The sequence below is a fragment of the Micromonospora sp. GCM10011541 genome (assembly GCF_042650725.1).
GTDB classification, from domain to species: Bacteria; Actinomycetota; Actinomycetes; order Mycobacteriales; family Micromonosporaceae; genus Micromonospora; species Micromonospora sicca.
On sequence record NZ_JBHSBP010000077.1, the window covers coordinates 85,919 to 111,775 of the forward strand.

At 69.8% G+C, this 25,857-nt stretch carries 15 protein-coding genes; 3 read left to right on the forward strand and 12 right to left on the reverse strand.

Going from position 1 to position 25,857, the window contains the following annotated elements:
* Window positions 1-35 precede the first annotated feature (35 nt).
* The 11 genes from ACFOYX_RS29040 to ACFOYX_RS29090 form a co-directional block, all read right to left on the reverse strand.
* Window positions 36-1,877 carry an AfsR/SARP family transcriptional regulator gene (locus ACFOYX_RS29040; RefSeq protein ID WP_322441744.1) on the reverse strand — a complete coding sequence of 614 codons (1,842 nt, stop codon included), beginning with the start codon at window positions 1,875-1,877 and terminating at the stop codon, window positions 36-38.
* A gap of 644 nt (window positions 1,878-2,521) precedes the next feature.
* The gene (locus ACFOYX_RS29045) at window positions 2,522-2,821 is read right to left on the reverse strand and encodes a hypothetical protein (RefSeq protein WP_322441743.1); all 300 of its coding nucleotides are present in this window, start codon (window positions 2,819-2,821) and stop codon (window positions 2,522-2,524) included.
* A 186-nt stretch (window positions 2,822-3,007) separates the two neighbouring features.
* Window positions 3,008-3,640: a T6SS immunity protein Tdi1 domain-containing protein gene (locus ACFOYX_RS29050; RefSeq protein ID WP_322441742.1), complete on the reverse strand. Its 633-nt coding sequence runs from the start codon at window positions 3,638-3,640 to the stop codon at window positions 3,008-3,010.
* 86 nt (window positions 3,641-3,726) lie between these two features.
* Window positions 3,727-4,086, reverse strand: coding sequence for a hypothetical protein (locus ACFOYX_RS29055; RefSeq protein WP_322441741.1), 360 nt, complete (start codon window positions 4,084-4,086; stop codon window positions 3,727-3,729).
* 154 nt (window positions 4,087-4,240) lie between these two features.
* Window positions 4,241-4,744: an SMI1/KNR4 family protein gene (locus ACFOYX_RS29060; protein ID WP_322441740.1), complete on the reverse strand. Its 504-nt coding sequence runs from the start codon at window positions 4,742-4,744 to the stop codon at window positions 4,241-4,243.
* Between the two features lie 183 nt (window positions 4,745-4,927).
* Window positions 4,928-5,059 (reverse strand): hypothetical protein, encoded by a 132-nt coding sequence (locus ACFOYX_RS29065; protein ID WP_322441739.1) that lies wholly within the window; start codon window positions 5,057-5,059, stop codon window positions 4,928-4,930.
* Between the two features lie 511 nt (window positions 5,060-5,570).
* Window positions 5,571-6,299, reverse strand: coding sequence for a hypothetical protein (locus tag ACFOYX_RS29070; RefSeq protein WP_322441738.1), 729 nt, complete (start codon window positions 6,297-6,299; stop codon window positions 5,571-5,573).
* A complete protein-coding gene (locus ACFOYX_RS29075) occupies window positions 6,296-15,361 on the reverse strand; it encodes a DNRLRE domain-containing protein (RefSeq protein ID WP_322441737.1) in 9,066 nt (3,021 codons plus the stop codon). Before ACFOYX_RS29075 ends, ACFOYX_RS29070 begins: the two co-directional genes overlap by 4 nt.
* A gap of 210 nt (window positions 15,362-15,571) precedes the next feature.
* Window positions 15,572-16,234 carry a L,D-transpeptidase family protein gene (locus ACFOYX_RS29080; protein ID WP_322441736.1) on the reverse strand — a complete coding sequence of 221 codons (663 nt, stop codon included), beginning with the start codon at window positions 16,232-16,234 and terminating at the stop codon, window positions 15,572-15,574.
* A 340-nt stretch (window positions 16,235-16,574) separates the two neighbouring features.
* On the reverse strand, window positions 16,575-17,360 hold the full coding sequence (locus ACFOYX_RS29085; protein WP_322441735.1) for a DUF4184 family protein: 786 nt from the start codon (window positions 17,358-17,360) through the stop codon (window positions 16,575-16,577).
* 21 nt (window positions 17,361-17,381) lie between these two features.
* Complete coding sequence (locus ACFOYX_RS29090; RefSeq protein ID WP_322441734.1) at window positions 17,382-18,080, reverse strand: HAD family hydrolase; 699 nt, start codon at window positions 18,078-18,080, stop codon at window positions 17,382-17,384.
* Between the two features lie 212 nt (window positions 18,081-18,292).
* On the opposite strand from ACFOYX_RS29090, the gene ACFOYX_RS29095 reads away from it, so the two are divergent.
* Window positions 18,293-19,642 (forward strand): hypothetical protein, encoded by a 1,350-nt coding sequence (locus tag ACFOYX_RS29095; RefSeq protein WP_322441733.1) that lies wholly within the window; start codon window positions 18,293-18,295, stop codon window positions 19,640-19,642.
* A gap of 41 nt (window positions 19,643-19,683) precedes the next feature.
* Here ACFOYX_RS29095 and ACFOYX_RS29100 read toward each other — a convergent pair whose 3' ends face one another.
* The gene (locus ACFOYX_RS29100) at window positions 19,684-22,386 is read right to left on the reverse strand and encodes a glucosidase (RefSeq protein ID WP_322441732.1); all 2,703 of its coding nucleotides are present in this window, start codon (window positions 22,384-22,386) and stop codon (window positions 19,684-19,686) included.
* Between the two features lie 42 nt (window positions 22,387-22,428).
* On the opposite strand from ACFOYX_RS29100, the gene ACFOYX_RS29105 reads away from it, so the two are divergent.
* A complete protein-coding gene (locus ACFOYX_RS29105) occupies window positions 22,429-24,369 on the forward strand; it encodes an amylo-alpha-1,6-glucosidase (protein WP_322441731.1) in 1,941 nt (646 codons plus the stop codon).
* Between the two features lie 142 nt (window positions 24,370-24,511).
* Window positions 24,512-25,837 (forward strand): glycosyltransferase family 4 protein, encoded by a 1,326-nt coding sequence (locus tag ACFOYX_RS29110; protein ID WP_322441730.1) that lies wholly within the window; start codon window positions 24,512-24,514, stop codon window positions 25,835-25,837.
* Window positions 25,838-25,857 lie beyond the last annotated feature (20 nt).

The window sequence follows — 25,857 nt, forward strand, 5'->3', positions numbered from 1 at the left end:
GAGCCGTTCGTCCACGCTCGGCGGGTCGCCGAGGGTCAGGCGGCCACCGGGTCGACCCGCCAGCCGGGCAACGGGTGCGTCGGGGCGGACGGCACGGCCGCCAGCTCGGCCGCGTACTCGCGGACCAGCGTCGGCAGGCGGTAGCCGCCGGGCCCCTCGCACTGGATCAGGTGCGCGTCCGCCAGCTCCTCCAGCGCCCGCCGTACCCGGTGGGCGGAGACGCCGAGCTGTGCGGCGGCCCGGTCCACCCGGGCCGGGGCGTCTGGGGACGCGCCGAGCAGCTCCAGGAGCCGGCCGGCCACCTCGTCGTCGGAGCGGACGGCGGCGACCCCGGTCGCCAGGCTCTCCCGCACCGACAGGTCCTCGTAGGCGAGCAGATCCAACCGGTCCTGACCGTCACCGACCTGGGCGACCAGGGCGGCCACCGACAGGGCGGGGCACCGGGCCAGGCGGGTGCCGGCGATCCGCAGCGCCAGCGCCGAACCGGCGCAGAGCCGGACCAGCTTCGCGGTGGCCGCCGGATCCGCGGCCAGCCGCTCCGGCCCGGCGAAAGCGGCCAACACGTCGCGTCCCTGCGCGGCGCCCAGCGGGCGCAGCGCCACCCGGCGGACGCCGTCGAGGCTGCCGAGGCGCCGCTGACCGACGACGATCAGGGCGGGGCCCGGCCCGGCCGGCAGCAGCGGCCGCACCTGCGCGGCCCGGGTGACCCCGTCCACGACCAGCAGGAACCGTCGGCCGGCGGCCAGCGAGCGGAACCACCCCGCCCGCTCGTCGGTGTTGCCGGGGACGTCCGCCGGGGCGACGCCGAGCGCGCGCAGCACCCGGGCCAGCACCTCACCCGGCGTCACCGAGTTCCGGTAGCCGAGGTCGACGAAGACCTGCCCGTCCGGAAAGCCGCTGGCCACGGCGTGCGCGGCCCGTACCGCGAGGGCGGTCTTGCCGCTGCCGGCCGCCCCGGTGACGACCACGGCGCCCGCCTTCGCGCCGGCCACCGTGTCCACCACGTCGGCGGTCTCCCGGGTACGCCCGACGAAGGTGACCAGGTCCGCCGGCAGCTCCCGGGGCACCGTCCAGCCGACGGCGGGCCGCACCTCGACGGTGGGTGGTGGCGTCGGCGCGGCGACGACCGGGGCGAACGACAGCTCCGGCGCCCGGTCCAGCATGGCGCGGTGCAGGGTGGCCAGGTCCTCGCCGGGCTCGATGCCGAGCTGCTCGTCCAGGACGGCCCGGGCGTCCCGGTAGACGGTGAGCGCGGCCGGCACGTCGCCGCAGCGATAGAGGGCGAGCATGAGCTGCCCCCAGGCCCGCTCCCGCAGCGGGTGGGCGGCGAGGTGCCCGCGCAACTCGGGCAGCAGATCACCGTGCTGACCGGCGGCCAGCCGCGCCTCGGCCAACTCCTCGAAGACCTGGAGCCGCTGCTCGTCGAGGCTGGCCCAGCGATTGTCCAGCGCGGTGCCCCGGGGCAGGCCGTCGCCGGAGGCCCCGCGCCACTGCTCCAAGGCGGCGGTGAGCGTGGCGATGGCGCCGGCGGGCTCGGCGGTGGCCAGCAGCGCCCGCCCCTCCCCCGCCAGCCGCTGGAACTCGGCCACGTCCAGTTCGTCCGGCGCCAGCCGCAGCTCGTACGCGTTCGGGCGGGCGACCAACCGGTCGCCGAGGGTGCGCCGCAGCACCGCGACGTGGGACCGCAGGTTCGCCACGGCGGACGCCGGCGGAACATCGGACCAGACCATCTCGGCCAGTCGGTGCAGCGAGACCGATCGGTTCGCTTCGATTGCGAGACCGGCGAGGACCGCTCGTCGCTTCGCTGCGCCGGGCGTCGCGACCTGGCCGTCGACGCGCAGCTCCACAGTGCCCAGAAGCCGAATCCGCAGTTTCATCCCGCCGCTCCCCCGTTGAACCTCGAGCGCGCTCAGGCTAAGCGGGCGCTTGCGGGGACAACAAGGCAGATGACCACCGGCAGAAGGTGACGAACATCAATGTTAATGGCCGGCGTGTCGGCGTAACGAAATTGTCACCGAGAGCGCTCCCCGCCATCCGTGACGCTCAGTGAGCAATACCGGTGGCGTCCTCTTCGGCCATCATGGGACCGTTACCCCGCTTCTCGCTGGGTGAAACAGTGGAGACAGCGACCGGGATCAGTCCACACGGGCTCGACCGTCCGGCATAGCGGCCGGACGGCCGCAGGGCGCGCCACTCCGGTCTGTCACGAGGCCCCGCGCGGCGGCGGCGGTGATCCACTCGACCGAACCGGGCAACCACGAGTTCTGCGACGGCCAGCCGAACGGCTGACCCGGCACACCTCCGTCCGTGGCCTTCCCGACAACTCCTAGGCGCCGGGGTGCTCATCCCAGCCGAGGCTGAAGGGGATCCGTCGAACGAACTTCGCGACCGCCGGATCGCTGACGTCGAGCTTCCGCGCCAGCTCCGTGAGGATCGAGCGGAACTCCTTCGATCCGGCCCGGGCAGAAACGTAGGGTCAGCAGAGAACTGCCTCACGCCAACGGCAGCCACCAGTGAAGGGTCAGGCGTGATAGCGCTGCCAGAGCATGCCGAGCCACTGGTTCGCTCCCGGTGCGGGCGGGGAGGTCACCACCGGCGACGGTGCTGACTCGACCAGATGCAGCAGGGTCCACGACAGCCCGAAGCAGTTGTCGACTCCGAACAACCTGATCAGAAGCTGGGCTTCCTCGTCGCTGACCGGCGGCTGGATCAGGTGAAGCAGCCGCGTCCGCTCCTTGAACTTCTCGTCACTCTCGGAATCATCTTCCTCGGACGGCAGTGGTCCGAGCCGGACGAGTGCTGAGACCTCACGCCTGATCATCACCCTGACCTCTCGATTCCCGTGGCCAACCCTGGGTGCCGCCTAGCCGAACGAAGGAGGCTACGCCCTGGGCCTGCCGGTACCCGCACCAGCGGGCCCACGGCCTCGCGCCCGGCGTACCGTCCGCGACATCCTTCTCCTGCCGCAACCGCGGGTCTCGCGGCACCGACCACCGTCGTCCGCGGCTCAGTGCTCCACATCGTCGGCCACGATGATTCTCTGGATGGTGGTACCCGCCGGCATGTGGCGAGTGCCCGTGCGCAGCTGGACGCACAACTCCCAGTACACGTCGTAGGGCACGACCTCGAGGTTGTGCACCTCGTCGTCTCCCCCGAGGAAGAGCGGAACCTTGTAGCCGACGCACTGGTCGAAGGCGAGCCTGTCGAAGCCCGGGTTCGCCGATCGCCACTCGTCGAAGAATCCGGCGGCGAGCCCGGTCGGGTCCGCCACGAGAACCTCGTCGTGGAAGGGCGTCAGCTCGACTTCACTCTCGAGAAGCTCACCCGCGCCCGGCTCCACGAGGACGACAAGTGCCTCTCCGTCGCCGCCCCGGAGGTCGACAGCAAGGTTCCGGCCGAGCCAGTCGAAGCCGAAACAATACATCCGACCGGCGAAGCCGCGAATCAGCCGCGCGCAGAAGTCGTTCGAGGCCGCCGCGGATTCCGGCGTGTGAATTCGATACAGGCCATCGCTGAAAGTGGTGCCGGAAAACCTGGCGAAGAGTTCGGACAGAGTTGGCGGAACCGCAGCGCCAGCACCGTCCGCGACATGGTTCAAGCGACTGGTGATCCGATACTGACTCAGAAACTTATCCCACACAGCCGACTCCAAAGACAGTGGTAGGGGGCCCGGCGACGTCCGAGGCCTCCGCCTTGAGGTGACGAGCCACGACGCCGGAGAAGGGCTTACTGCTCACGCCACATGAACTCGGTCATGAGCCGCGGCACGTCGTGGGCCAGCCGCAGTGCAGCCAGTCCGGTCTCGTGCCGCACCTTTGCGCCGGCCGGGACCCACGCCTCTTGCCCGCACAACAGGATCTCAACAAGATCCGTGTTGGGTGACTCCTCAAGCCAGTACCACGTGCGGTCGTGCAGCAGTGAAACGGTACTGAACTCGTCGTGCACCGAAACGATCATGACATCGTCACCGTCGATGCCGTAGCTGAATATCGGTTCATGGTCCGGGACGTACAGGCTGGGCAACTCATCGATCGTGATGACCCGGGCCGCCGCATACGGCTGATACGTCTCCATCTCATACGCCACCAGCCGATCATAGAACCGCGCTCACGAACGCGCGTGCGCGTATGGACCGGTGCGATCGAGCCGGGGCCGGTTGCACAACCAAGCAGCATCAGCCGCTCGCAAGTGAAGGGGCCCACCCCTGTTGCCAGGGATGGGCCCCGCACTGAACCAACGGTCACTGGTCCTCGTCTTCATCCTCAAAGACCTCGCTCGAGACCAGGCCATCCATGAATTCCCCGAACGAGTCGGCGACCCGTCGGGGAATCCGGTCTTCGCCGACGTATACGACCGCCGGCTCCCCGTCCGGTCCGGACTTGGAGTACTCCAGCATGACCGTGTCGGGGCCCGCCATGGGCGTCACACCGAGCACTACCCCGACATTCGGGTAGTCCCATTCGGAGATCAGCTCAGCCGACTGCGCGTCGATACCGTCCTCATATCCGATGCCCATGATGACGTCCAACCCGAAGTGGTCGGCAGCCCAGGACGTCCGGAAGCTCGTGGGATAGCAGGTGTTCTTCAGAACACCGCCGTTCTGCCGATACATCAGCTCCACGTAACTCCGCGGCAACCGAACCCCGAGGGTCTCCTCAGCCCGCCGGACCATGTCCTCGGTCAGCGGGGGGCCGGTCCACAGCGAGGGACCAACCTCGAACGGAGAAGTCAGGTCAGGCAACATCCCACCATCTTCGTCTGAACCGCGATCCGGGCCGGGGCCGACCAGCCGAACGGTGAGGGCAACGTCGTGGGCCCGCCGGTACACATCGGCGGGCCCACGGCGTCGCGCCCGGCCTACCGTCCGCGACATTCTTCTCCTGCCGCAACCGCGAGTCTCGCGGCACCGACCACCGTCGTCCGTGGCTCAGTGCTCCACATCGTCGGCCACGATGATTCTCTGGATGGTGGTACCCGCTGGCATGTGGCGAGTGCCCGTGCGCAGCTGGACGCACAACTCCCAGTACACGTCGTAGGGCACGACCTCGAGGTTCTGCACCTCGTCGTCTCCCCCGAGGAAGAGCGGAACCACAACCGGATCTCAACAAGATCCGTGTCCGGTGACTCCTCAAGCCAGTACCACGTGCGGTCGTGCAGCAGTGAGACGGTACAGAACTCGTCGTGCATCGAAACGATCATCACATCGTCACCGTCGATGCCGTAGCTGAATATCGTTCATGGTCCGGGATGTACAGAGTTTGTGTGGTCCTTCCACTTTGCTCGGATCGTAATGCCCCACCACCCATTGCTCATCACATCGTGGAAGTCCGGGCCAACTTCTCCGGATGGTCGATTTGCGATCCCCGAGGCACTCTCAGATGCGATGAGGACCCCCGCCGGGTGAACCCGGCGAGGGCCCTCACACTTGGAGACCACCACCCCGGATCTCCGAGGAAGGGCCGGGGGTCTGGGGGCAGCGCCCCCAGAACACCACTACCGCAAACCCAACTCACTCAACGAAAACCGAACCAGCCGCCTCGAAAAGCTTGACACTTTCCGTACTCCGCCGGCTACTCCGCCATGGGTTCCCATTCAACAGGAATCAGGCTTCGCAACTCATCGACGGCAGAATCCGACCGGCAGGAAGCCCACAGAAACAAGCCCCCATCATCTCGGACTATTGCGTCGCGCAGACCGAACCACCGCACCTTTCCGGCATCCGGCTGAGCCCACAACACATGCTCCGGTATGGCGAGCGGCTCAAGGCGATCCAGTGCCTGCGCCACGTCTACTCCCTCGACATCACTGAAGTAGGTTCGCGCGCCCGGCATCAGCATCGTCTCGCCTATCACATATTCCACAAGATCCATGGACAGGCTGCGGGAGTAGGGCTGCCATGGCCCGGCCGGCTCTCCGGGTCCGGGCGACCAGACCACCGACGGGTCGTCGTGCGTCAACTCGCCCATCGGAACTCCCCAGTACGCCAATCGCTGGTTCTCCTCACGGAACACGAGGGCGTCCTGCACCACTCGAAGGTCCTCCGGCCCGAGCATGGTGTCCTGGTGCCGTCTCTGGCCGGCCCATCCGCCGAGTAGCTGATAGAACTCGTGGAGTGGCCGTGGAAGCACGATCCCGAGCTGCCGCTGCACCTCGTTAAGGACATCCTCGTGGATGCCGTCGGACGGGCCGATCGACTTGTCCCAGGCGGCGAGGAAATCCGCGATCACCGAGAGGCTGGAAATCTCTGCTCCACGAGATGCTCCCAGGCTGTCCACAACATCGAACTCAGGTTGATTCACCACTCGCTGCCCTTGTTTATCGTGCGATATCCACCACCCCTGACGTAGCGCCCATAGTATCCACCTGGGCCGTACACATGCAGTTCGTCCAGATCGAGGTGCTTGGACAGGTTCCTCAGGCTGGACCTGCACCACGAGCATGGGACCTTGGTTGTGAAGAGCGTGGCCACACCGCCCGTCGCACCCTGACTCTTCGCGGCGAGCATGGCATTTGTCTCGGCATGACCCATTGCCTGCGGCATCACACCGGGCGGCCGGGCGTAGTTGTTGGCACCGCCGTTCACGCCGTGGGTGACGGTACCGTTGCCCGCCTGGAACCGAACACCCACATCCGCGCCCGGGTTGTTGGCGAGGTGTCCCGCCGCGCTCGGCCCACCCGTCGGCGCGGTACACGCGCAGGCGTTGCCGCTTGCGTCAACACCGTCCGGGCAGTTGTGGACGAGGACGGGGCTGTCGCCGGCAAGGACGTAGTAGGTGTGGATGCCCTCGACGGTGAGGTTGTGGACCCGTTCGTGCCGGACGGTGCGGGTGATCGCGGTGATCTGCACCCAGGTGCCGGCCGCCGTCTGGAGCCACATGCCGGGCTTGAGGTCACCACCGGTAACCCACTGTCCAGCATCGGGCAGCCAGATCAGGTGCGCCGCGGTGGAGGTGATCGAGCCGGTCTTCGACCCGTCCTTGCCGTCCACGTCGACCGTGATCGTCACCAGCGTCTTGCTGCCCTCGTGGCTGCGGACGTTGGTGACGGTGCGGCCCTGGTTCTGACCCGACTCGACGTCGGTGCCGAGAACCTGGTCCCCGACCTTCAGGTCCTCGATCGCCTTGGTTCCACCGTCGGCGAGGAGCACCCTCGTACCCGGCACGAAGCTGTTGCACTTCGCCGGTGTCGGGTTGTCGGTCTTGGGCTTTGGCGAGGTGGTAGGTGCCCTGGTGGCGTCGGTGGTGGCACTTACACCGTTCTCCACCGCCTTGGCGTTCTCGGCCGCCTTCTCCAGGTCTCGGGCGGTGTCGATGCCGTCGGCGATCTTCTTACCCGTTTTGGCCAGCTTGGCCGCGGCCACCGCGTTCCCGGCCAGCGGGATCGCGGACGCCATGGACAGAGCCGCGTCGACGTAGTTGCCCTCGGCCGCGTACCAGATGCCGTTGGCGACGTCGGCGACCTCACCGATCACCGGCACCATGCCGGCGACATCCAGGGCGGCGTGGCCGATGTCCGACCACGACATCCCGAACAGGTGCCCGTCCAGCTCCACGAAGCTGATCGGGTTACCGCCGGCGAACGCGTACCGGTTGCCGGTGAACGGGTCCATCGCCAGACCCATGTCCGCCAGGGCGCCGCCGTAGGAGTCCCGCGTCAGGAACCGGTTCAGGCCCGGGTCGTAGTTGCGGAAACCCATGTCGTACGTGCCCGAGGACGCGTCCCACCGGGAGGCGTTGAATCGGAACGCGTTGTACGGCTCCTCACCCTCCGGCGTCGCACCCGGCTTGTCCACACCGGTGAACTGCGACTCGTCGTCCTTGCCGTACGCCGTGTAGCCGTACGTCGCCCGGGTCTTGCCGTCCTCCTTCGTGATGCCGACGACGTCACCACGCGGCCGGTAGATGAACTGCGAGTACTCCCGGCTGCCGTCGTCCTTGTGCTTGATCTGGGTGAGCTGCTGACCCCACGGCGCGTACTGGTAGGACTTGGTCGCCTTGCCCGCGACCTCCTCCCGCAGCACCTGGTTGTCCATCCCCAGGTAGGTGAAGGCCGTCGTCTTCGAGCCCACCGTCTGCGACACCGTCCGGTCGAACGGGTCGTAGGCGTAGGTCGTCGACTTCGCCGTCGCACCGATGCCCGCGGTGGTCTTCGCCGTGCGGTCGAATCCGTCGTAGTAGTACTTCTGCGCCCGCTGACCACCGATCGACACCGTGTCGAGGCGACCGAGCGGGTCGTAGTTGTACGTCGACGTCACCCCACCGGCGGTGGTGGAGTGCAGCCGGTTCCGGTCGTACTTGCTGGTGCTCGTCGCGCCCTCGACGGTCTGGGCGACGGTGTTGCCGTTGGCGTCGTAGGTGTACGACTCCGTCGAGGTGCTGTCGCCGGTCTTGTCGAGCTTGGCGATCCGGTCCTGCGGGTCGTAGCTGAAGACGTACGTGTTGTCGATGTAGTCCGACGAGTTGTCGGCGTTCATCAACTTGAGCACGTCCCGCGACGGGTGACCGTTGGCCTGGTACTCCAGCGTGTGCTCGGCGACGGTGGTTCCGCCGGAGGTCTTCTCCAGCTGGTGCCTGGTGGCGCCGTCGAGGTAGTACTCGAAGTCCACGGTGTTGCCGTTGGGCTTCGTCTGCTTGAGCAGCTGCCCGCGAGCGGTGTACGTGAACGTCGAGATCTGCTGGTTGCCCGCCGTCGGCGAGTCGGCGTTGGTCACCTTGGCGACCATGTCCCGCGCGTCGTACTCGATCTTCGACCAGGTGAGGTCGTGGGTCGAGGTGAGCGGGTTGCCGTTCTCGTCGTAGGTCAGCGCCGTGGTGTTCTTCAGCGTCGACCCGGCGTACTCCTTCACCGAGGAGATCTGGCTGAGCTCGTCGTACGCGATGTCGTACCGGTCGATCTTCGCGCCCGGGCTGAGGTCCTTGACCTCGACCATCAGCCCGTTCGGGTTGTACCGGTAGGTGAACTCCTTCTTCTCGTTGTCGACGTCACCGGTGTTGTCCCGCACCAGCTTGACCGCGTCAGCGAGCACCTTGCCCGTCGCCTGGTCGGTGACGGTGATCTTCTGGACGCCGTCCTCGACGAAGGAGTAGCTGCCCAGGCTGATCCACGCGCCGGTGTTCTGCGTCTGGTTCACCGTCTTGGTGACGCTGCCGCCGTCGTAGGTGATGGTGAACTTCGCGTCCGTCGCGGCGCCGCTGACCTGCGGATGCCGGACGAACACCTCGTAGCTGCCGTCCCGCGGGATGTTCAGCTGCCAGTTGAACTGCGCCGACCCGCTGCCCGCCGGCGCGGTGGCCACGTCGTAGCCCCACTGCCCGGTGGCGGCGCCGCTCGTCCAGGTGCCCTGGGCGGCGGTGTTGTTCGAGTCGGTGTTGTCGACCAGGACCACGTCCTTGCCGACCGGCAAGCCGTCCTCCGACCGCCCCTTCTCGTTGCCCGACGGGTAGTAGTCCCAGGTCATCGTCCGGCTGGTCGACCCGCCGGCCGAGGTCAGCGTGTTCTTGATCTGCTGGCCCAGGTCGTTGTAGTCGAAGGAGTTGACGATGTCCCACGGGTCCTTGGACGTCCTGGTCCACCCGTTGTCGTAGTAGGTGTACTCGGTGTCGTTACGGACCGTCTGCCCGTCCGACGGGGGCGCGCTGACCTTCTTGAGGTTGCCGATCTCGTCGTACTCGTAGAAGGTCTTGTCCGGCGTGTTGTAGCGGCTGTCGTCCTTGTCGTAGGACGACCACTCCTCCTTCTTGCGGTTGAGCGCGTCGTAGACGGTCACCACGGCGAAGTCGTCGGCGTCGTCGCTGGTGTTCACACCGCGCGGAGTGATCGCCTTCGTCTGGTTGCCGACCTGGTCGTACTCGTACTTCGTGGTCCGGTAGGTGACGGTGCCGGCGCCGTCCTTGTCGTGCGGCACCTTCGACTCGACCAGCGCGCCGCGGGCGTCGTAGACCGCCAGCGACTCGTTGCCGTCCGCGTCGGTGGACCCGAGGGTCAGGCCGTCCTTGTCGTACCGCGCGGAGGTGAACTTGCCGAGGGCGTCGACGGTCTTCACGACCCGGTGGTTCAGGTCGTACTCGTACTTCGTGGTGAAATCGTCCGCCGCGCTGGCGGTCTTCTTCGCGTCGTACAGGACCGTGACGTTGCCGACGTTGTCGTACTCCGACGTCACTTTCTGGCCGAGGCCGTTGGTGACCTCGATCGGCTGGTAGATCGCGTCGTACTTCGTGGTCGTGGTGTAGTCGCCGGCCGTGGAGGTCAGGTTGCCCTGGGGCTCCGTGACGGTCAGGACGTTGCCGACCTTGTCGTACGTCGTGGTGGTCTTCCGCTCCGGGTCCGTCGCCTCGTCCGTCGGCGCGAGGGTCTCGACGACCTGGTCCGCCTTGTCGTAGACGGAGGTCGACACCGCGCCGTTGGCCGCGTACGCCGTGGTGATGTTGTCGTTGAGGTCGTACACCGGGGCCTTGGTGGTGATGTAGCGGTTGTTGGCCGCGTCCATCGGCTCCACCTTGGTGGTCGGCCGGCCGAAGGTGTCGTACGCCTGCGTCACCTTGGCGTTCTTGCCGTTCTTGACCTCGGTGACGTTGCCCCGGTCGTCGTAGGTGAAGTACGACTTGCCGGTGCCGGCGTCCGTGATGGTCGTCGGGTAACCGCTCGCGTGGAAGGGGCCGTACGCCGTGACGTTGCCGTTGGCGTCCTTGGCGCTGAGCAGCTGGCCCCACTCGTCGTAGGTGTTGGTGCTCGTGTAGTCGCCGGCGGTCGCCGTGGTGTTGCCGAGCGGGTCGGTGACGGTTTCGATGTCACCCTCGGCGGTGTAGCCGAAGGTCCACTTGCGGCCCTCCGAGCTGGTCTTGGTGATGACCTCGGCCACGTAGCCGTTGAGCTGCCGCTGGTAGGTCAGCACCGTGCCCGGCCAGCCGTTCTTGACCGCCTCGGCGTTCTTCGTCTCGGTCGGGTAGCCGGTCTTCGGGTCGTACGCCCAGGTGGCGACGGCGCCGTTGGCCTCCTCCAGCCGGACGACGTTGTGGTCGTCGTCCCAGCCGAGCTTGGTGACCTCGTTCTTCGCGTTGGTCGTCTGGTACGAGCGGCCGTAGCCGTCCAGCTGGTACGCGGTGGCGTGGTTCTCCGCGTCCGTGACCGTGGCGTTGATGTTGTTGCCCTGCGGGCCGTCCGGGTCGACGTAGCCGAACTGGGTCAGGTAGCCGAGCCGGTCGGTGTAGGACTTGGTCGTCCAGTGGAACTTGGGGTCGTCGCCGGTCTGCGGGTAGTTGTAGACCAGGCTGCTGGCGTTGCCCCGCGGGTCGGTGACCTTGACCAGCTTGACGTTCTTGTTGCCCTGGGTCATGTCGTAGGCGAACTTGAACGTCTTCGGCGCGCCGTTGGTGGAGCCGGCACCGTCGATCAGCTCACCGAGCAGGCCCTTGTCGGTGTAGGTGAAGGTGAGCTTGCGTCCCGAGATGTCGGTGATCTGCGAGACGTGGTCGATGATCTTCGGGTTGGTCAGGTTCGTCGCACCCGACACCCGGTTCCAGGTGGTGTCGTCGATGTAGTCGAACGTCTGACCCTTGGCGTAGTAGTCGATGGTCAGGGTGATCCGGCCGGTCGGGTCGGTGATGTAGCGCAGGAACTTGGTCGGCTTGTTGTTGGACTTGCGCTCCTCGTAGGTGAAGAGCATCTCGTTGCCGTTGTTGTCGACGATGCTCGACAGGAAGCCCTCGCAGTCGTAGAAGAACTGCGTGCGGTCCGGTCGGGTGAGCACCCACGCCTTGCGCTCCTGCGTGTTGGGCTTGCACTCCACGCTGCTGTACTTCTGCAGGTAGAGGTGCACACCCTTGGGGCTCTTCCACTCGTTGGCCGCGGCGTCCCAGGTGAACCAGTGGCTGGTGCCGTCACCGTCGGTCAGGGTGACCTTGGTGGGGTTCGGGTTCGGGTGGAAGTCCAGCGGAGTGCCGAGCCGCATCATCGAGCTGGCCTGCAACGACCAGCCGTACCCGGCCACACTGTCGGTGGTGTCCAGCGAGTTGTAGGACATCCGCACGAACGTCGACAGGCCCCGGGAGGGGTTGTTGATCGCGTTGTACGACCAGACGGTGTTGCCGGAGTACAGGTTGTTCATCATGGTGCCGCCGGCGCCGGTGTTCTTCCCCGCGTACGAGTAGAACTTCTCCAGACCCAGCTGGTCGGAGGTCGGCTCCTCCACCGCCACGTTCTGCGGCAGCGGCTGGATCGCCGGCGTGGTCTCCGACAGCTTCTTACCGGTCAGCTTGTTCCGCAGATCCCACTGCAGCACGTAGTCGGTGCGCTTGTTCCCCTCCGTCGACGACGGCGGGGTCTTCACCTGCGCCGCCACGTCGACCGTGCCACCGGCCGGGACGCTCTTCGGCAGCGCGGTCTTCAGCTCGTAGGTGGCGTCCGCGCCGTCCGTGACCCCGTCGGCCCGCTTCCAGTCGTACGCCAGCTCCCAGTCGGTCGGGTTCCAGGCCGCCAGGGTCGGGTTCGACAGCGTCACCGGCACCGTGTACGTCGAGTCCGCGGTGGCCAGCGGCGGCGTCGAGGCCGCGTAGTACGTCGACTCCGCGGTCTGCTCGAGGTAGGTCACCTCCAGCGTCGGCCGCAGCAGCGGCTCCTGACCCTCCGACGACAGCAGCATCGCCCGCGCGGTCTGGTTGACCTCGTCGCGCTGCCGCAGCAGCAGACCGTAGTTGCTGGTCGGGGTGGCCACCCAGCCCTTCACCGGGCTGGTGACGTCCCAGGTCTCCCACTCCGGGTCGTTGGTGAACCCGTTGAAACCGGCCTTCCAGGTGGTGTCGTAGTCACCACCCGGCGTGGTCCACGCCGTGACCCCGTCGGAGGTGTTCCAGGTCGCCTTCGTCTCGGTGAAGGCCTTGGTCATCCGGTAGACGTCGACGTACTCGTCGGTGTCCGTGCCCGGGTAGAGACCCGTGTTGTACATCCGCAGCTCGGCGTCGACCACCTGGGCGTTGGCCGGGATGCCGGTCAGCGTCGGGAACTTCAGCAGACCCCGGGTGTCGCCGTAGTACGACGAGTTGTTGCCCGGACTGACGTACGGGTCACCGTCGTAGACGTCCACGTTCTCCGTCGGACGCGCCGCCGACAGCGTCGTGTCGGTCTGACCGGTGCGGTAGATCCGGGTGATCTGACCCGCCTTCGGCAGCATCGCCGCCTGCGTCGGACCCGCGAGAACCTGCCCGTCACGGGTCTTCACCGCGACCATGTAGTAGTAGAACTTCCGCGCCATCGGGTCGGTGTTGTCCGCCGCCGTCGGCACCGCCGTGGTGTCCTGGTACGTCCGCGTCCCCGTCGACACCGGCGCGATCAACGTCGCCGACGACGGGGTGAAGTTCTGGTAGATGCTGCGGTGCACCTGGTACTCGACCGCGTCATCGGCGGTGCTCGTCGACGGATCCACGTACGCCGGCCAGTCGAGGACCGCACCGGTGGAGGTGATGGTGGTCGGCGGGTTCACCGTCACGCCCGGCCGGCCGTAGGTGACCACCAGCTTCGGCAGGTTGAAGTCCCGCCGGGCGTTGCTGTAGGCGAACTCGGAGGCCTCGAAGATCGGGCCGCCCCGGCCCTTCTTCGCCTCGTCGACCGCCTTGACCATGAAGCCGTTGTTGGCGTACGTGCCGTTGACCCAGTCCTGGACCACGTTGCGGACCGGGAACGTGCTCCAGACGTTGGAGACCGCCGCCTTCTTGGTCGTCACGCCCCAGCGGGTGAAGCGGACCGCGTCGGCGATCACCGACTTGCCGGAGACGTCGCCGAGGACGACCTTGCCGGTGGTGCCGGCCGCGAACGGGTGCACGCCGAGGGTCTTCCACTCCCCGAGCCCACTGCCGGTCTGGTCGACCGTGTAGGTCTTCGAGCCGCCGTTGAAGTACACCGTGTACGGCGCGTTCGTCGGCCGGTCGGCCTCCGAGACGTAGTGGACCTCGACCTGGTAGTCACCGGCCTCGGTGATCGTCGGCACCCAGGTGTGGGTGTTGCCGGTCGTGGTGTCGTTGTTGTACCGGTAGTCGCCGTTGATGGCCAGCGGCGTCAGGGCGGTGTTCCCGGAGTAGGACCAGGTGCCGCTGACCGAGGTGCCCGCGTCGCCGTCGTCCTTCGTCACCATGTTGCCGGCTGGCTGGGCGGCGATGTTGGCGTTGGTGTTCGACCAGTTCGCCGTGCTCTCGCTCCACGGCTGGGTGACCCGCCGGGCCTCCATCGCGACGTCGAAGCCCCAGGCGTAGTGGGTCTGGGAGTAGTACATCTGCAGCTGCGCGTCGTCGATCGGCGTGTTCGCCGGGATCGAGCTGACGTCGAACTTGACCAGCGACCGCCAGGACTGCGCGGCGTCCGTGCCGACCTTCAGCTGGTAGGTGTCGTTGTAGTTGGTGGTGGTCGCGCCCGAGTAGATCGCCACGTCCTGGGCGTCGGTCGGCACCGGCTGGACCTTGATGGTCGGGTCGATCACCACCGGATACACCCGGGCCGGGTCGGCCAGCCAGCCCGCGTCCGCGGTGATCGTGATCGTCGACGTGGCACCGGACTGCGTCACCTTCTGGGTGACCTTGTCGCTCCACACCTTCCCGTGCGGCGACGCCTTGTCGTCCTTGCTGTCGTACATGAACGGCGCCGGCATCACGAACACCGGCGCGCCGCCGCCCTTGCCGACGAACGCGATCGAGCCGTCCTCCCGCTGCTGCGCGGTCAGCCCGGCGGTGTCCAGCGTGAACGTGTACGACGCCGGACCACCCGGCGCCCGACGAAGGACGATCTTCTCCTTCAACGCCGTGCTGCTCACGTCGTACACCACGTCCGCGCCGCCCGCCAGGCCCGCGTAGGTGACCGTGGAACCCGACACCTTCGGCGTCGCCGCCTTCGCCGCGCCCGCCAGACCCAGCTCGATGCTCCGGCCGTCGGCCTCGAACCGGACCAGGTCGTCCGTGCTGTCCCCGAACAGGCTGGTGAAGGTGTTCGTGCGGTTGCCCTGCACGTACCCCTTGTCAGAGGTGGGGCGGACGGTGGTGTCGATGGCCTGGAACCGGCCCTTCGCGTCCCGGTAGTGCAGCGGCACCGCCGAGATCTCCGCCTGCGTCCGACCGTCCGACAGCTGATAGACCCGACTGTTCGCGGTCCGCTTACCGGTCAGCTCCCGGACCCGCTTCTGCTCCGGCCACTTCTTCCCCGCCAGCGGCTTCTCGTCGCGGGCCAGGCCCGCGCTGATGACCTCCGGCTTCGCCCGGCCCGACCCGCCGTCGACCAGACCCCGCGCGGCATCGCCGATCCGCGACAGCACGCCGGGGTGGTCGTCCTTCGCTCCGGCTGCCTGGCCGGTGCGAGCGGGGTCCTGGTCCGGCAGGAGCGTCATCCCGCCCAGCGTGGCCACCATGACCAGCGCCAGGCCCCCGATCAGGGGGCCTCGTGATCGCCTTTTCACCCGTTACCCTCCGGTCCCTTGGAGACACGACGGGTGAAGGCTAGAAACGAGCGATACTCAGCCGGATATCTCTCAGCTACTTCCTAGGTTTGCTCCAAGGAAGCGGTGCAGGGCAGCGGAAACGTCGGCGGTGGCCGGGGTTCAGCCGCGCTCGAGCCACTGCCGGGGGGCGAGCACGATATGCGGCGACGCGGCCGGATCGAGCCAGCGCAGCACTCCGGCGAGGTTCTCGTGGGCGAGGCTCACACAGCCGGCCGTGGCGTTGCCACCGGGTCTGGAGAACTCGTGGAGGAAGATGCCGCTGCCCGCGTACGGCACCGGCGCCGGGACGGTCGGCGGCATGTTGTACGTGATCACCGCGAAGTGGGTGTAGGCCGGCGCCTCCCGCCAGAGCGCCTCGCTCTCCCCGCCCGGATTCCGGTCGGTGTGCTGGAAGGTGTTGTACGCCGGCGATTCGGGGGCGGCGTTCCACCAGTCGTCCGGCGCGACCCGGTGGTACGGGTAGCGGACGCCCGGGTCCGGCGAGATGCCGTACATAGTCGGTCCGAAGGCGAAGACGCCGGTGGGGGTGGTGGGTACCCCCTCCACGTGCCGGTCGCTGAACCCGTCGCGGCCGATCCGGGCGGGCAGCTCGGACACCCGCTCCCACCGGTCGCCCGTCCTGACCAACGTCTCCAGGGTGGCGTGGCTCGGGCTCCGGTCGTCGTCGGTGACGATGACGACCTGGGTGCTGTCGCACGGCAGCGTGGTCAGCAGGTGGGCCCGGTTGGCGACCGGTGCACGGGTACGGGATTCCGCGGTCATGCCGCTGATCATGGCAGCCGGCGCCGGGGACGGGTCAGGACCGGGTCCGCAACTCCCCGGTCCTGACCCCCAGCCGTCCGGCGTGGTAGCGGAATTCGCCGTTGCGAGCGCGGCAGGCGTGGCACGCCGCCAACGCCGGGCTCAACACGGCGAGCCGGCCCGCATGCACTCAGCTCCACGGTGCCCAACTACCGGACTTCGGCGCGTCCCCGACTCACCCCGAAGAGCCGTGAACGCGGGCCCAGGTTAGGCATCCCGCCGCAGGTCGGACAAGCTTTTGCGGGCCCGCGAGAATGTGATTGATACCAACGTTGAAATACGGCATGTCGACGTAACAGGGTCAGCCGGATTGTCGCTGTTTCTCATCGAAGCGACCGGTCCGCCCACCGGCCCGTCGAGCCTCGGACCGGCCCGCTGCCACGGCCCCGGCGATCAGCGCGAGCGCGCCCAGATGCAGCAGTCGTACCCCACCGGGGGCCGGCATCGTCGGATACGGCAGCGCCGGCAGCACCGCCGCGCCGACGGCCGTGACGATCAGCGCCACCCCCCAGAAGACCGTGGGGCGCGCCGGTGGCGCCGGCGGTCGTACGCCGTCAAAGATCTCATGCCGGCTGGCGGCGCGCAGCGCCAGGCCGACCACGACGACCGCGCCGACCAGAGTGCTGAGCAGGTCGGCGAAGAACCACCAGTACATGCCGGTGAGCGCGTGCCAGTCCACGCCGAGGGCGCGCAGCCAGCGGTCGCTGTGGGTGACCCGGTCCCAGGCGACGTGGCTGGCCGCGCCGATCAGCGCCGAGCAGACCGTGACCTGCCAGGGATGCCGGACACCGCCGAGCGCGGCATGATCCCGCCAGGCGAAGGCCCGCTCGCCGGGCAGGTGCACCGCGATCCCGGCGATCGTCCGGCGGACGATCCAGGTGTAGCCGAGCGCCACCGGCAGGCACCACCAGAGCAGCCCGCCCAGCGTGTGGGTCCGCAGCCCGAGGTCGTACCGGGTGCCGGTGAACAGGTAGGCCACGTCCGGCGACACCGCGCCGGTGGCCAGCGCCACCCCGTCGAACCAGTGCGGGCGCCACAGCTTCAACGGCAGCACCGGAGCCAGGTGCGAGGGGAACGTCAGCGGCACGACCCGGACGTTACCGGCGGATCAGAAATGCCGGAGCAGGTCGGGGAAGGCGGCCAGCCGGACCACCCCGGTGTCGGTCGGGTCCAGCTCGTCGTGCTCCAGCACCCAGGTGTTCTCGTTGGGGATGAACACCGCGTTCAGGCCGGCGGCCCGGGCCGGCAGGATGTCCGACCGCGGGGAGTTCCCGATCATCCACCCGTCGGCCGGGTCGAACCCGTGCTCGGCGACCAGCCAGCGGTACGTGTCGACGTCCTTCTCCCGGACGATGTGCGCGGCCCGGAAGTGGCGCAGCAGACCCGAGGCGTCGAGCTTGCGCTGCTGCTCCTCCCGTTCCCCCTTGGTGAGCAGCAGCAGCTCGTGGCGGGTGGCGAGGTCGTCCAGCGTCTCCGCGACCCCCGGCATCAGCTCGACGGTGTGCCCGACCAGCGCCGCGGCCAGCTCGTCCAGCTCCCGGCGCTCCCGCTCCGTGGCCGGCCGCTCCCGCAGCCGCTCCAGGCAGTCCCCCAGGCTGCGCAGGAAGACCTTGCTGCCGTACCCGTGCGCCACCGCGTTGGCCCGCTCGATGTCGTCGAGCACGGCCCGGATCTCGGTCCGGTCCAGCGTGGGGTGGTCCAGCCAGGCGAGGAAGTCGTCGATCACCCGCTCGAAGAGGACGTTGTTCTCCCAGAGCGTGTCGTCGGCGTCGAAGATGAGCACCGTCGCCTCCCGGCGCTGCCGCATCGCGTTCCCCTTCCGTGTGCTGGACCGGGACACGCTACTGCGCCCCGGGCGGCCGGGACAGCCCAGTTTCCGGCGCGGCGCGCGGACGGTGCCGGGCGGGCGGGAAGGATCACCGGGCCGGCCGGACGGCCGGTGCGAAGTGGCCGAACGCCGAGGCGCGGACGGCGGGAACCCGACTGCGCGTACCCGGCTGGGCGCGGCATGCTTCGGCCATGACGACCTCTCGTGATCATCCACACCAGACCCGGGGCCGGCCGGAGGGCCGGCGCCGGCGTCGCCGGAGAGCGGCCACCGGAGTGCTCGCCGCGCTCGTCGCGGCCGGCAGCGCCCTTCCCGCGACCCCGGCCCACGCGGTCAACGCCACGCACGCCACCGTGGTCAGCGCCGACCCGGCGAACTGGACGCCGCACGCGCTCGACGGCACCGTCTACCGGATCCTCCAGATCGGCAACCGGGTGTATCTCGCCGGGTCCTTCACCAAGGTCCGCAACGCGAACAACACCGCGCAGCTCGCCATGCCCCGGCTGGTGGCCTTCGACGCCACCACGGGCCGGATCGACACCACCTTCCGGCCCGTGGTCAACGGGACCGTGAAGGCGCTCGCCGCGTCGGCCGACGGCCGGTCGCTCTACATCGGCGGAGCGTTCACGACGGTGAACGGGGTGGCCGCACCGCGGGTGGCCCGGCTCGACGTGGCCACCGGGGCCCGGGTCGCCGGCTTCGCCCCGGCCGCGCTCAACAACCAGGTCAACGACATGCGGCTGGTCGGCGGTCGGCTGATCGTGGGCGGCGCGTTCCAGACCGTGGCCGGGGTGACCCGCCGAGGCCTGGCCGCGCTGAACGCGACCACCGGCGCCGCCGACCCGACGGTGAACCTGCGCCTGGAGGGGCCGCGGGTCACCACCAGCGGGGTCACCGCGCCGGTGAAGGTCGAGGCGCTGGACGTCTCCGCGGACGGCAGCCGGCTGGTCTTCGTGGGCAACTTCAGCTCGGTCGCCGGCCAGCCCCGCCACCAGCTCGCCGTGGCGGGGCTGACCGCCGCCGGCGTCACCCTCTCCGGGTGGACGACCACCCGGTACCAGCCGCAGTGCGCGGCGAGCATGCCCACCTATCTGCGGGGGGTGGACATCTCGCCGGACGGCTCCTGGTTCGTCGCGGTCACCACCGGCGCCGCGTTCCCGGGCACACTCTGCGACGCGGCCTCCCGCTTCGAGTTCGGCGCGGAGACCGGCGGCAAGCAGCCGACCTGGGTGAACTACACCGGCGGGGACACCCTGCTCTCGGTGGCGATCACCGGCTCCGCGGTCTACGTCGGCGGGCACCAGCGCTGGCTGGACAACCCGCTCGGCCGCAACTCGGCCGGCGCCGGTGCGGTCTCCCGCCCCGGCATCGGCGCGATCCACCCGGTCACCGGCCGGGCCCTCGCCTGGAACCCGACGAAGGACCGGGGCGTCGGCACCGGCGAGCTGTACGCCACCGACCGGGGCCTCTTCGTCGGCAGCGACACCACCATGGTGGCCGGCGAGTACCACGCGCGGGTGGCCTTCTTCCCGCTGCCCTGAGCGGGCGGGGCGCGGCGGCCGGGCGGCCGTCGCGCCCCGGCTCAGCGGCGCCGGGTGAGGATCAGGTCGGCGACCAGCGCCGTCCAGCCGGTCTGGTGCCAGGCCCCCAGCCCGGCGCCGTTGTCGCCGTGGAAGTACTCCGGGAAGCAGATCAGGTCCCGCCAGTCCGGGTGGGTCTGGAAGAGCTGGGCGGCGCCGTAGATCGGCCGCCGGCCCCAGCCGTCCCGGGTGAACAGCGAGATCAGCCGCGCGGAGAGGTCGTCGGCGATCTCGTCGAGGGTGCACTTGCGGCCGGACCGGGTCGGGTACTCGACCTGGAGGTCGTCGCCGAAGAAGGCCGCGTAGTCGCGCAGCGCGCTGATCAACAGGAAGTTGGTCGGCATCCAGATCGGGCCGCGCCAGTTGGAGTTGCCGCCGAACAGGCCGCTGGTCGACTCGGCCGGCTCGTAGCCGACGCTGAACTCCTGGCCGCCGAGGGTCACCGTGAACGGCTTGTCCAGGTGGGCGCGGCTGAGCGTACGCAGGCCGTACTCGGAGAGGAACTCGTCGGTGTCCAGCATCCGGGCGAGCAGCCGGACCACCTGGTCCGGACCGACCATGGAGAGCAGCCGCTGCTGCCGCCCGTCCGGGCCGAGCCGGCGGGCGCCGATCACGTCGGCGTACTCGGGGCGGTTGGTGAGGAACCAGCGCAGCCGGGCACCCAGCTCGGGCAGCCGGTGCAGGGTCTTCGCGGTGAGCCGGGTGGTCGCCGCGAGCGGCAGCAGCCCGACCACCGAGCGGACCTTCAGCGGCACCTGGCTGCCGTCGGCCAGCCGCAGCACGTCGTAGAAGAAGGCGTCCTCGTCGTCCCAGAGCCCCTGGTCGTACGCGGCCGCGGCGATGTACGCGAAGTGCTCGAAGAACTTCGTCGCGGTGTCCACGTACGCCCGGTCGTGCTCGGCCAGCACGATGGCCATGTCGAGCAGGTTCAGCGCGTACATGGCCATCCAGCCGGTGCCGTCGGACTGCTCAAGCACCCCGGCCACCGGCAGCGCGGCGGAGCGGTCGAACGGGCCGACGTTGTCCAGCCCGAGGAAGCCGCCCTCGAAGACGTTGTTGCCGCCGGTGTCCTTGCGGTTCACCCACCAGGTGAAGTTGAGCAGCAGCTTGTGCATCACCCGGGCGAGGAACTCGTGGTCGCGGGAGCCGTCGATCTCGAAGACCTTCAGCGCCGCCCAGGCGTGCACCGGCGGGTTCACGTCGCCGAACGCCCACTCGTACGCCGGGATCTGCCCGTTGGGGTGCAGGTACCACTCACGCAGCAGGAGCAGCAGCTGCTCCTTCGCGAAGCCGGGGTCGACCCGGGCGATGGTGACGCAGTGGAAGGCCAGGTCCCAGGCCGCGTACCAGGGGTACTCCCACGGGTCCGGCATGGAGATCACGTCGAAGCTGGTCATGTGCCACCAGTGGCTGTTGCGCCCGTGCCGCCGACCGGCCGGCGGTGGCGTGGAGCCGGGGTCGCCCGCCAGCCACCGCTTGACGTCGAAGTGGTAGAACTGCTTGCCCCACATCAGCCCGGCGATGGCCTGCCGGGCCACCAGCGCCTCGTCGGCGCTCGCGGCGGCCGGGACGACGCTGTCGAAGAACCGGTTCGCCTCGGCCCGCCGGGCCCAGAGCACCGCGTCGAAACCGTCGCCCAGCTCGGCCGGCGGCGGCGGGGCGGATGCCGGCGGCGGAGCGGTCCTGGTCAGCCGCAGCCGGATCTGCCGCTGGCCCCCGGCCGGCACGTCGAACACGTAGTGCAGCGCGCCCTTGGTCCCCTCCCGGTCCGGGTTGACCGTGGCCGCGCCGGCCACCACGTGGTCGTTGATCCCGTCCTTCGGGTACGCCGACCGGCCCGGCAGTCCCCAGAGCCGCTCGGCGTTGGTGTCGTTGTCGCAGAGCAGCGGGGTCGGCGCGCCGTCGCCCTCCAGCAGGACCTGGCCGAGCACCCAGTGCTCGCCGACCAGCCGGGCGCCGTCACCCACCAGCTTCGGCACCCGGTCGCCGCCGGGCAGCCCCCACGCCCAGGTGTTGCGGAACCACAGCGTGGGCAGCACGTGCAGCCGCTCGGCCCGGTCGCCCCGGTTGGCCACCGTCACCAGGATGCACATGTCGCTCGGGGACGCCTTGGCGTAGTCGACGGTCACCGCCCAGTACCGGTCGTCGTCGAAGATCCCGGTGTCGACCAGCTCGTACTCGGTGTCGTCCCGGCCGCGCAGCGCGTTGACCGCCACCAGCTCGTCGTACGGGAAGGCGGCCTGCGGGTAGTGGTAGCGCCAGCGCATGAAGGAGTGGGTGGGGGTGGAGTCCTCGTACCACCAGTACTCCTTCACGTCCTCGCCGTGGTTGCCCCCGTCGCCGCCGAGGCCGAACATCCGCTCCTTGAGGATCGGGTCCTTCCCGTTCCAGAGGGCGAGGGCGAAGCAGAATGTCTGCCGGTCGTCGCAGACGCCGGCCATGCCGTCCTCGTTCCACCGGTAGGCTCGGGACCGCGCGTGATCGTGGGGGAAGTAGTCCCACGCCGTGCCGTGTTCGCTGTAGTCCTCCCGTACCGTCCCCCACGCCCGCTCGGACAGATAGGGACCCCATGCGCGCCAGTCCTGCTCGCCGGCATCGGCCTGGGCGAGCCGGAGCCGCTCGGGGTCGGGGGCAGCGGAGGTCGGACGGTCAGTGATCACCTGCACATCTTCGACGCCGCCGGGGTACTTCACCACAGCGGCCATTCTCGTCGTGGCGTGCGGCACGCCGCCCCGGGTGGAGGAAAGATGATCGAGATTCGCTTCGGTCCGCAGGTCTGCGGCGACCTCGACGCCGGGTCGACCCGGGAGTGGCTGCTCACCGACGGGCGGGGCGGCTATGCCATGGGCACGGTCAGCGGGCTGCGCACCCGCCGCTACCACGGGCTGCTGGTGGCGGCCGGGGAAACGCCGGCGACCCGCCGGATGGGGCTGGTCAGCCTCGACCCGGCGGTCACCCTACCGTCGGGGGCGCGGGTGCGCCTCGGCGCGCACGAGTGGGCCTCCGGCGACGTCGACCCGCGCGGCTTCGAGCTGCTGGAGCAGTTCGCCCTGGTCGACGGGGTGCCGCGCTGGCGCTGGCGGATCGGCGACGTGGTGATCGAGCGGGAGATCGCCATGGCGTACGGCCGGTCCTGCGTGGCGGTGGTGCACCGGCTGGTGTCGGGCGGCCCGGTCCGGCTGGACCTGGCGGCGGCCTGCACCTGGCGGGACGCGCACGGCGAGCGGCGGGCCGACGGCCCGACGCCCCGGCTGGAGCCGGCCGCCGGCGGGGCGGTGGTCGAGGGGGCGTTCCGGCTGGTCGGGCCGGACTGGGCGCCTGAGGGGCAGTGGTGGCTGGGGGTGCGCCACCGCGAGGAGGCGGCCCGCGGGCTCAACCCGGACGAGGACCTCTGGTACGCGGGCCGCTTCGCCGGCGCGCTGGACCGCCCGGGCGACACGGTGTCGGTGCTGGCCTGGGCCGACGACCTGACCGACCACCCGCCCGCGGCGACCGCGCTGGTCGAGGCGGCGCGGCGGCGCAACCGGGAGGTGGTGGGGGCGGCGAAGCCGGCCGACCCGGCGGCGGCGACCCTCGCCCTGGCCGCCGACGCGTTCGTGGTGCGCACGGCCGCCGGCCCCGACGTGGTCGCCGGCTACCCGTGGTTCGGCGCCTGGTCACGGGACACCATGACCTCGTACGAGGGGCTGTTCCTCCACACCAACCGGGCCGACGAGGGGCGGGAGCTGTTGCGGGCGTACGCGGCGACGCTGTCCGAGGGGATGCTGGCGAACACCGCCGACACCGGCCGGGTGGAGTACAACACGGTCGACGCGACGCTGTGGTTCCTGCACGCGGTGAGCCGGCACGTCACCGCCACCGGCGACACCGACCTCGCCGAAGAGCTGCTGCCCGCGCTGCACGCCGTGGTCGAGGCGCACCTGGCCGGCACCCGGTACGGCATCGCGGTCGACCCGGCCGACGGGCTGCTCACCCAGGGCGGCCCGCCGGACACCGCGCTGACCTGGATGGACGCCCGGGTGTACGGGGTGCCGGTGACGCCGCGTACCGGCAAGCCGGTGGAGGTCAACGCGCTCTGGGTGAACGGGCTGGCCGGTCTGGCCGAGCTGACCGAGCTGGTCGGCCGGGACGCCACCGCGCTGTGGGGGCTGCACACGAAGGCGACCACGGCGTTCCGGAAGCGGTTCCCGGCGCCGGTGGGCTGGCTGCACGACGTGGTGGACGCGCCCGCCCCGGCGTACCCGCTGGGCGGGGCCCCGCACCACGACGACGACCTGCTCCGCCCGAACCAGCTGCTCGCCTGGTCGCTGCCGTACGCCCCGCTGGAGCCGGACGAGGCGACGCTGCGCCCGATCACCGCCGCGCTGGTCACCCCGCTCGGGCCGCGCAGCCTCTCCCCCGACTCACCGGGTTTCGTCGGCCGGCACCGGGGCGGTCCGGCGGAGCGGGACGGGGCCTACCACCAGGGCACCGTGTGGCCGTGGCTGATCGGGCCGCTGGTCGACGCGTACCGGCGGGCCGGGCTGCCCACCGACGATCTTCTGGTCGGACTCGAGGGGCATCTGGGCGAGTACGGGCTGGGATCGGTGAGCGAGACGGCCGACGCCCTCGCCCCGCACGGCGCGACCGGCTGCCCGTTCCAGGCGTGGTCGGTCGCCGAGCTGTTGCGCGTCCGGCGGGCCGGATAGGCACGCGTTACACACCGGCAACCAGCGCGTCTCCGCTGGTTATCGACCGGTCGGCAGGATTGGCCCCGACCCACCCGAGACGGCCGGCACCCGGTGTGGTGCCCGCCGCCGCGCGGTGCGGGAACAACTCAAAGGGGGCAGCATGTCACCTGACGCCGACGTGATCGACATCCACCCGGCCCGGCACCAGCGGGTGCTGATCCTCTCCTGGGAATACCCGCCCGTGCTCGTCGGTGGACTCGGCCGCCACGTGCACGCCCTCTCCGTCGCTCTGGCCGCCGCCGGACACGAGGTCACCGTGGTCACCCGGCACGCCGAGGGCGCCCCGCTGGAGGAGTACGCCGACGGCGTCCGGATCCTCCGGGCCGCCGAGGACCCGGTCGCCTTCCCGCTCGCCACCGGCTCCCTGCTGGCCTGGACGATGGCGTTCAACCACACCCTCACCCGCACCGCCCTGCGGGCCGCCGGGTCCGGCGGGTACGACGTGATCCACGCCCACGACTGGCTGGTCGCGCACTCCGCGGTCACCCTCGCCGAACACCTCGACCTGCCGCTCGTCACCACCATCCACGCCACCGAGGCCGGCCGGCACCAGGGCTGGCTGCCGGCGGAGCTGAACCGCACCATCCACGGCGTCGAACACTGGCTGAGCAACGCCTCGGCCCGGGTGATCGCCTGCTCCGGTTACATGCGGGACCAGGTGGCCCGGCTCTTCGACGTGCCGACCGGGCGGATCGACGTGGTCCCCAACGGGGTCGACCACCGGGCCTGGCACGCCCGCCCGCGGACGGTCGCCTCCGCCCGGGCCCGCTACGCCGGCGACGGCCCGCTGATCGGGTACGCCGGCCGGCTGGTCTACGAGAAGGGCGTGCAGCACCTGGTGCACGCGGTGCCGTACCTGCGGGACCGGCACCCGGGGCTGCGGGTGGTCATCGCCGGGGACGGGCCGTACCGGGAGGAGCTGGCCGCCGAGGCGCGGCGGCTGCACCTCGGCGACACCGTGCGCTTCGCGGGCTTCATGGACGCCACCCAGCTGCCAGCGGTGCTCGCCGCGACCGACGCGACCGTGATCCCCAGCCTCTACGAACCGTTCGGCATGATCGCCCTGGAGGCGGCGGCCGCCGGAGCCCCCCTCGCGGTGGCGAGCACCGGCGGGCTGGCCGAGATCGTCGAGCCCGGCGTCACCGGGGTGACCTTCCCGCACAGCGACCCCGGCGCGCTCGCCGGCGCGGTCGGCCAACTCCTCGGCGACGAGGTCTTCGCCCGCCGGGTCGCCCGCCGCGCCCGCACCATGGTCGCCGAGCGGTACGGCTGGTCGACCATCGCCGCGCACACCGCGACCAGCTACGCGGCCGCCCGCCGGGAGCACGGGGCGTTCCAGGCCCGGCGGGCCGCCGCCCTGCTGGCCGGTGGCCGGCCCGCCGTCGCCATCCCGGATGGAAATCTGCTGACCGGGGCCGCCAGCTGACCCGGCGCGGCCCTGACGAC

Bases quoted from the DNA above. Each gene is read 5' to 3' on its own strand.
- ACFOYX_RS29075 (WP_322441737.1), bottom strand. From the start codon at position 15,361: ATGACGCTCCTGCCGGACCAGGACCCCGCTCGCACCGGCCAGGCAGCC.
- ACFOYX_RS29080 (WP_322441736.1), bottom strand. From the start codon at position 16,234: ATGACCGCGGAATCCCGTACCCGTGCACCGGTCGCCAACCGGGCCCAC.
- ACFOYX_RS29060 (WP_322441740.1), bottom strand. From the start codon at position 4,744: ATGTTGCCTGACCTGACTTCTCCGTTCGAGGTTGGTCCCTCGCTGTGG.
- ACFOYX_RS29095 (WP_322441733.1), top strand. From the start codon at position 18,293: ATGACGACCTCTCGTGATCATCCACACCAGACCCGGGGCCGGCCGGAG.
- ACFOYX_RS29105 (WP_322441731.1), top strand. From the start codon at position 22,429: ATGATCGAGATTCGCTTCGGTCCGCAGGTCTGCGGCGACCTCGACGCC.
- ACFOYX_RS29100 (WP_322441732.1), bottom strand. From the start codon at position 22,386: ATGGCCGCTGTGGTGAAGTACCCCGGCGGCGTCGAAGATGTGCAGGTG.
- ACFOYX_RS29110 (WP_322441730.1), top strand. From the start codon at position 24,512: ATGTCACCTGACGCCGACGTGATCGACATCCACCCGGCCCGGCACCAG.
- ACFOYX_RS29040 (WP_322441744.1), bottom strand. From the start codon at position 1,877: ATGAAACTGCGGATTCGGCTTCTGGGCACTGTGGAGCTGCGCGTCGAC.
- ACFOYX_RS29090 (WP_322441734.1), bottom strand. From the start codon at position 18,080: ATGCGGCAGCGCCGGGAGGCGACGGTGCTCATCTTCGACGCCGACGAC.
- ACFOYX_RS29045 (WP_322441743.1), bottom strand. From the start codon at position 2,821: ATGATCAGGCGTGAGGTCTCAGCACTCGTCCGGCTCGGACCACTGCCG.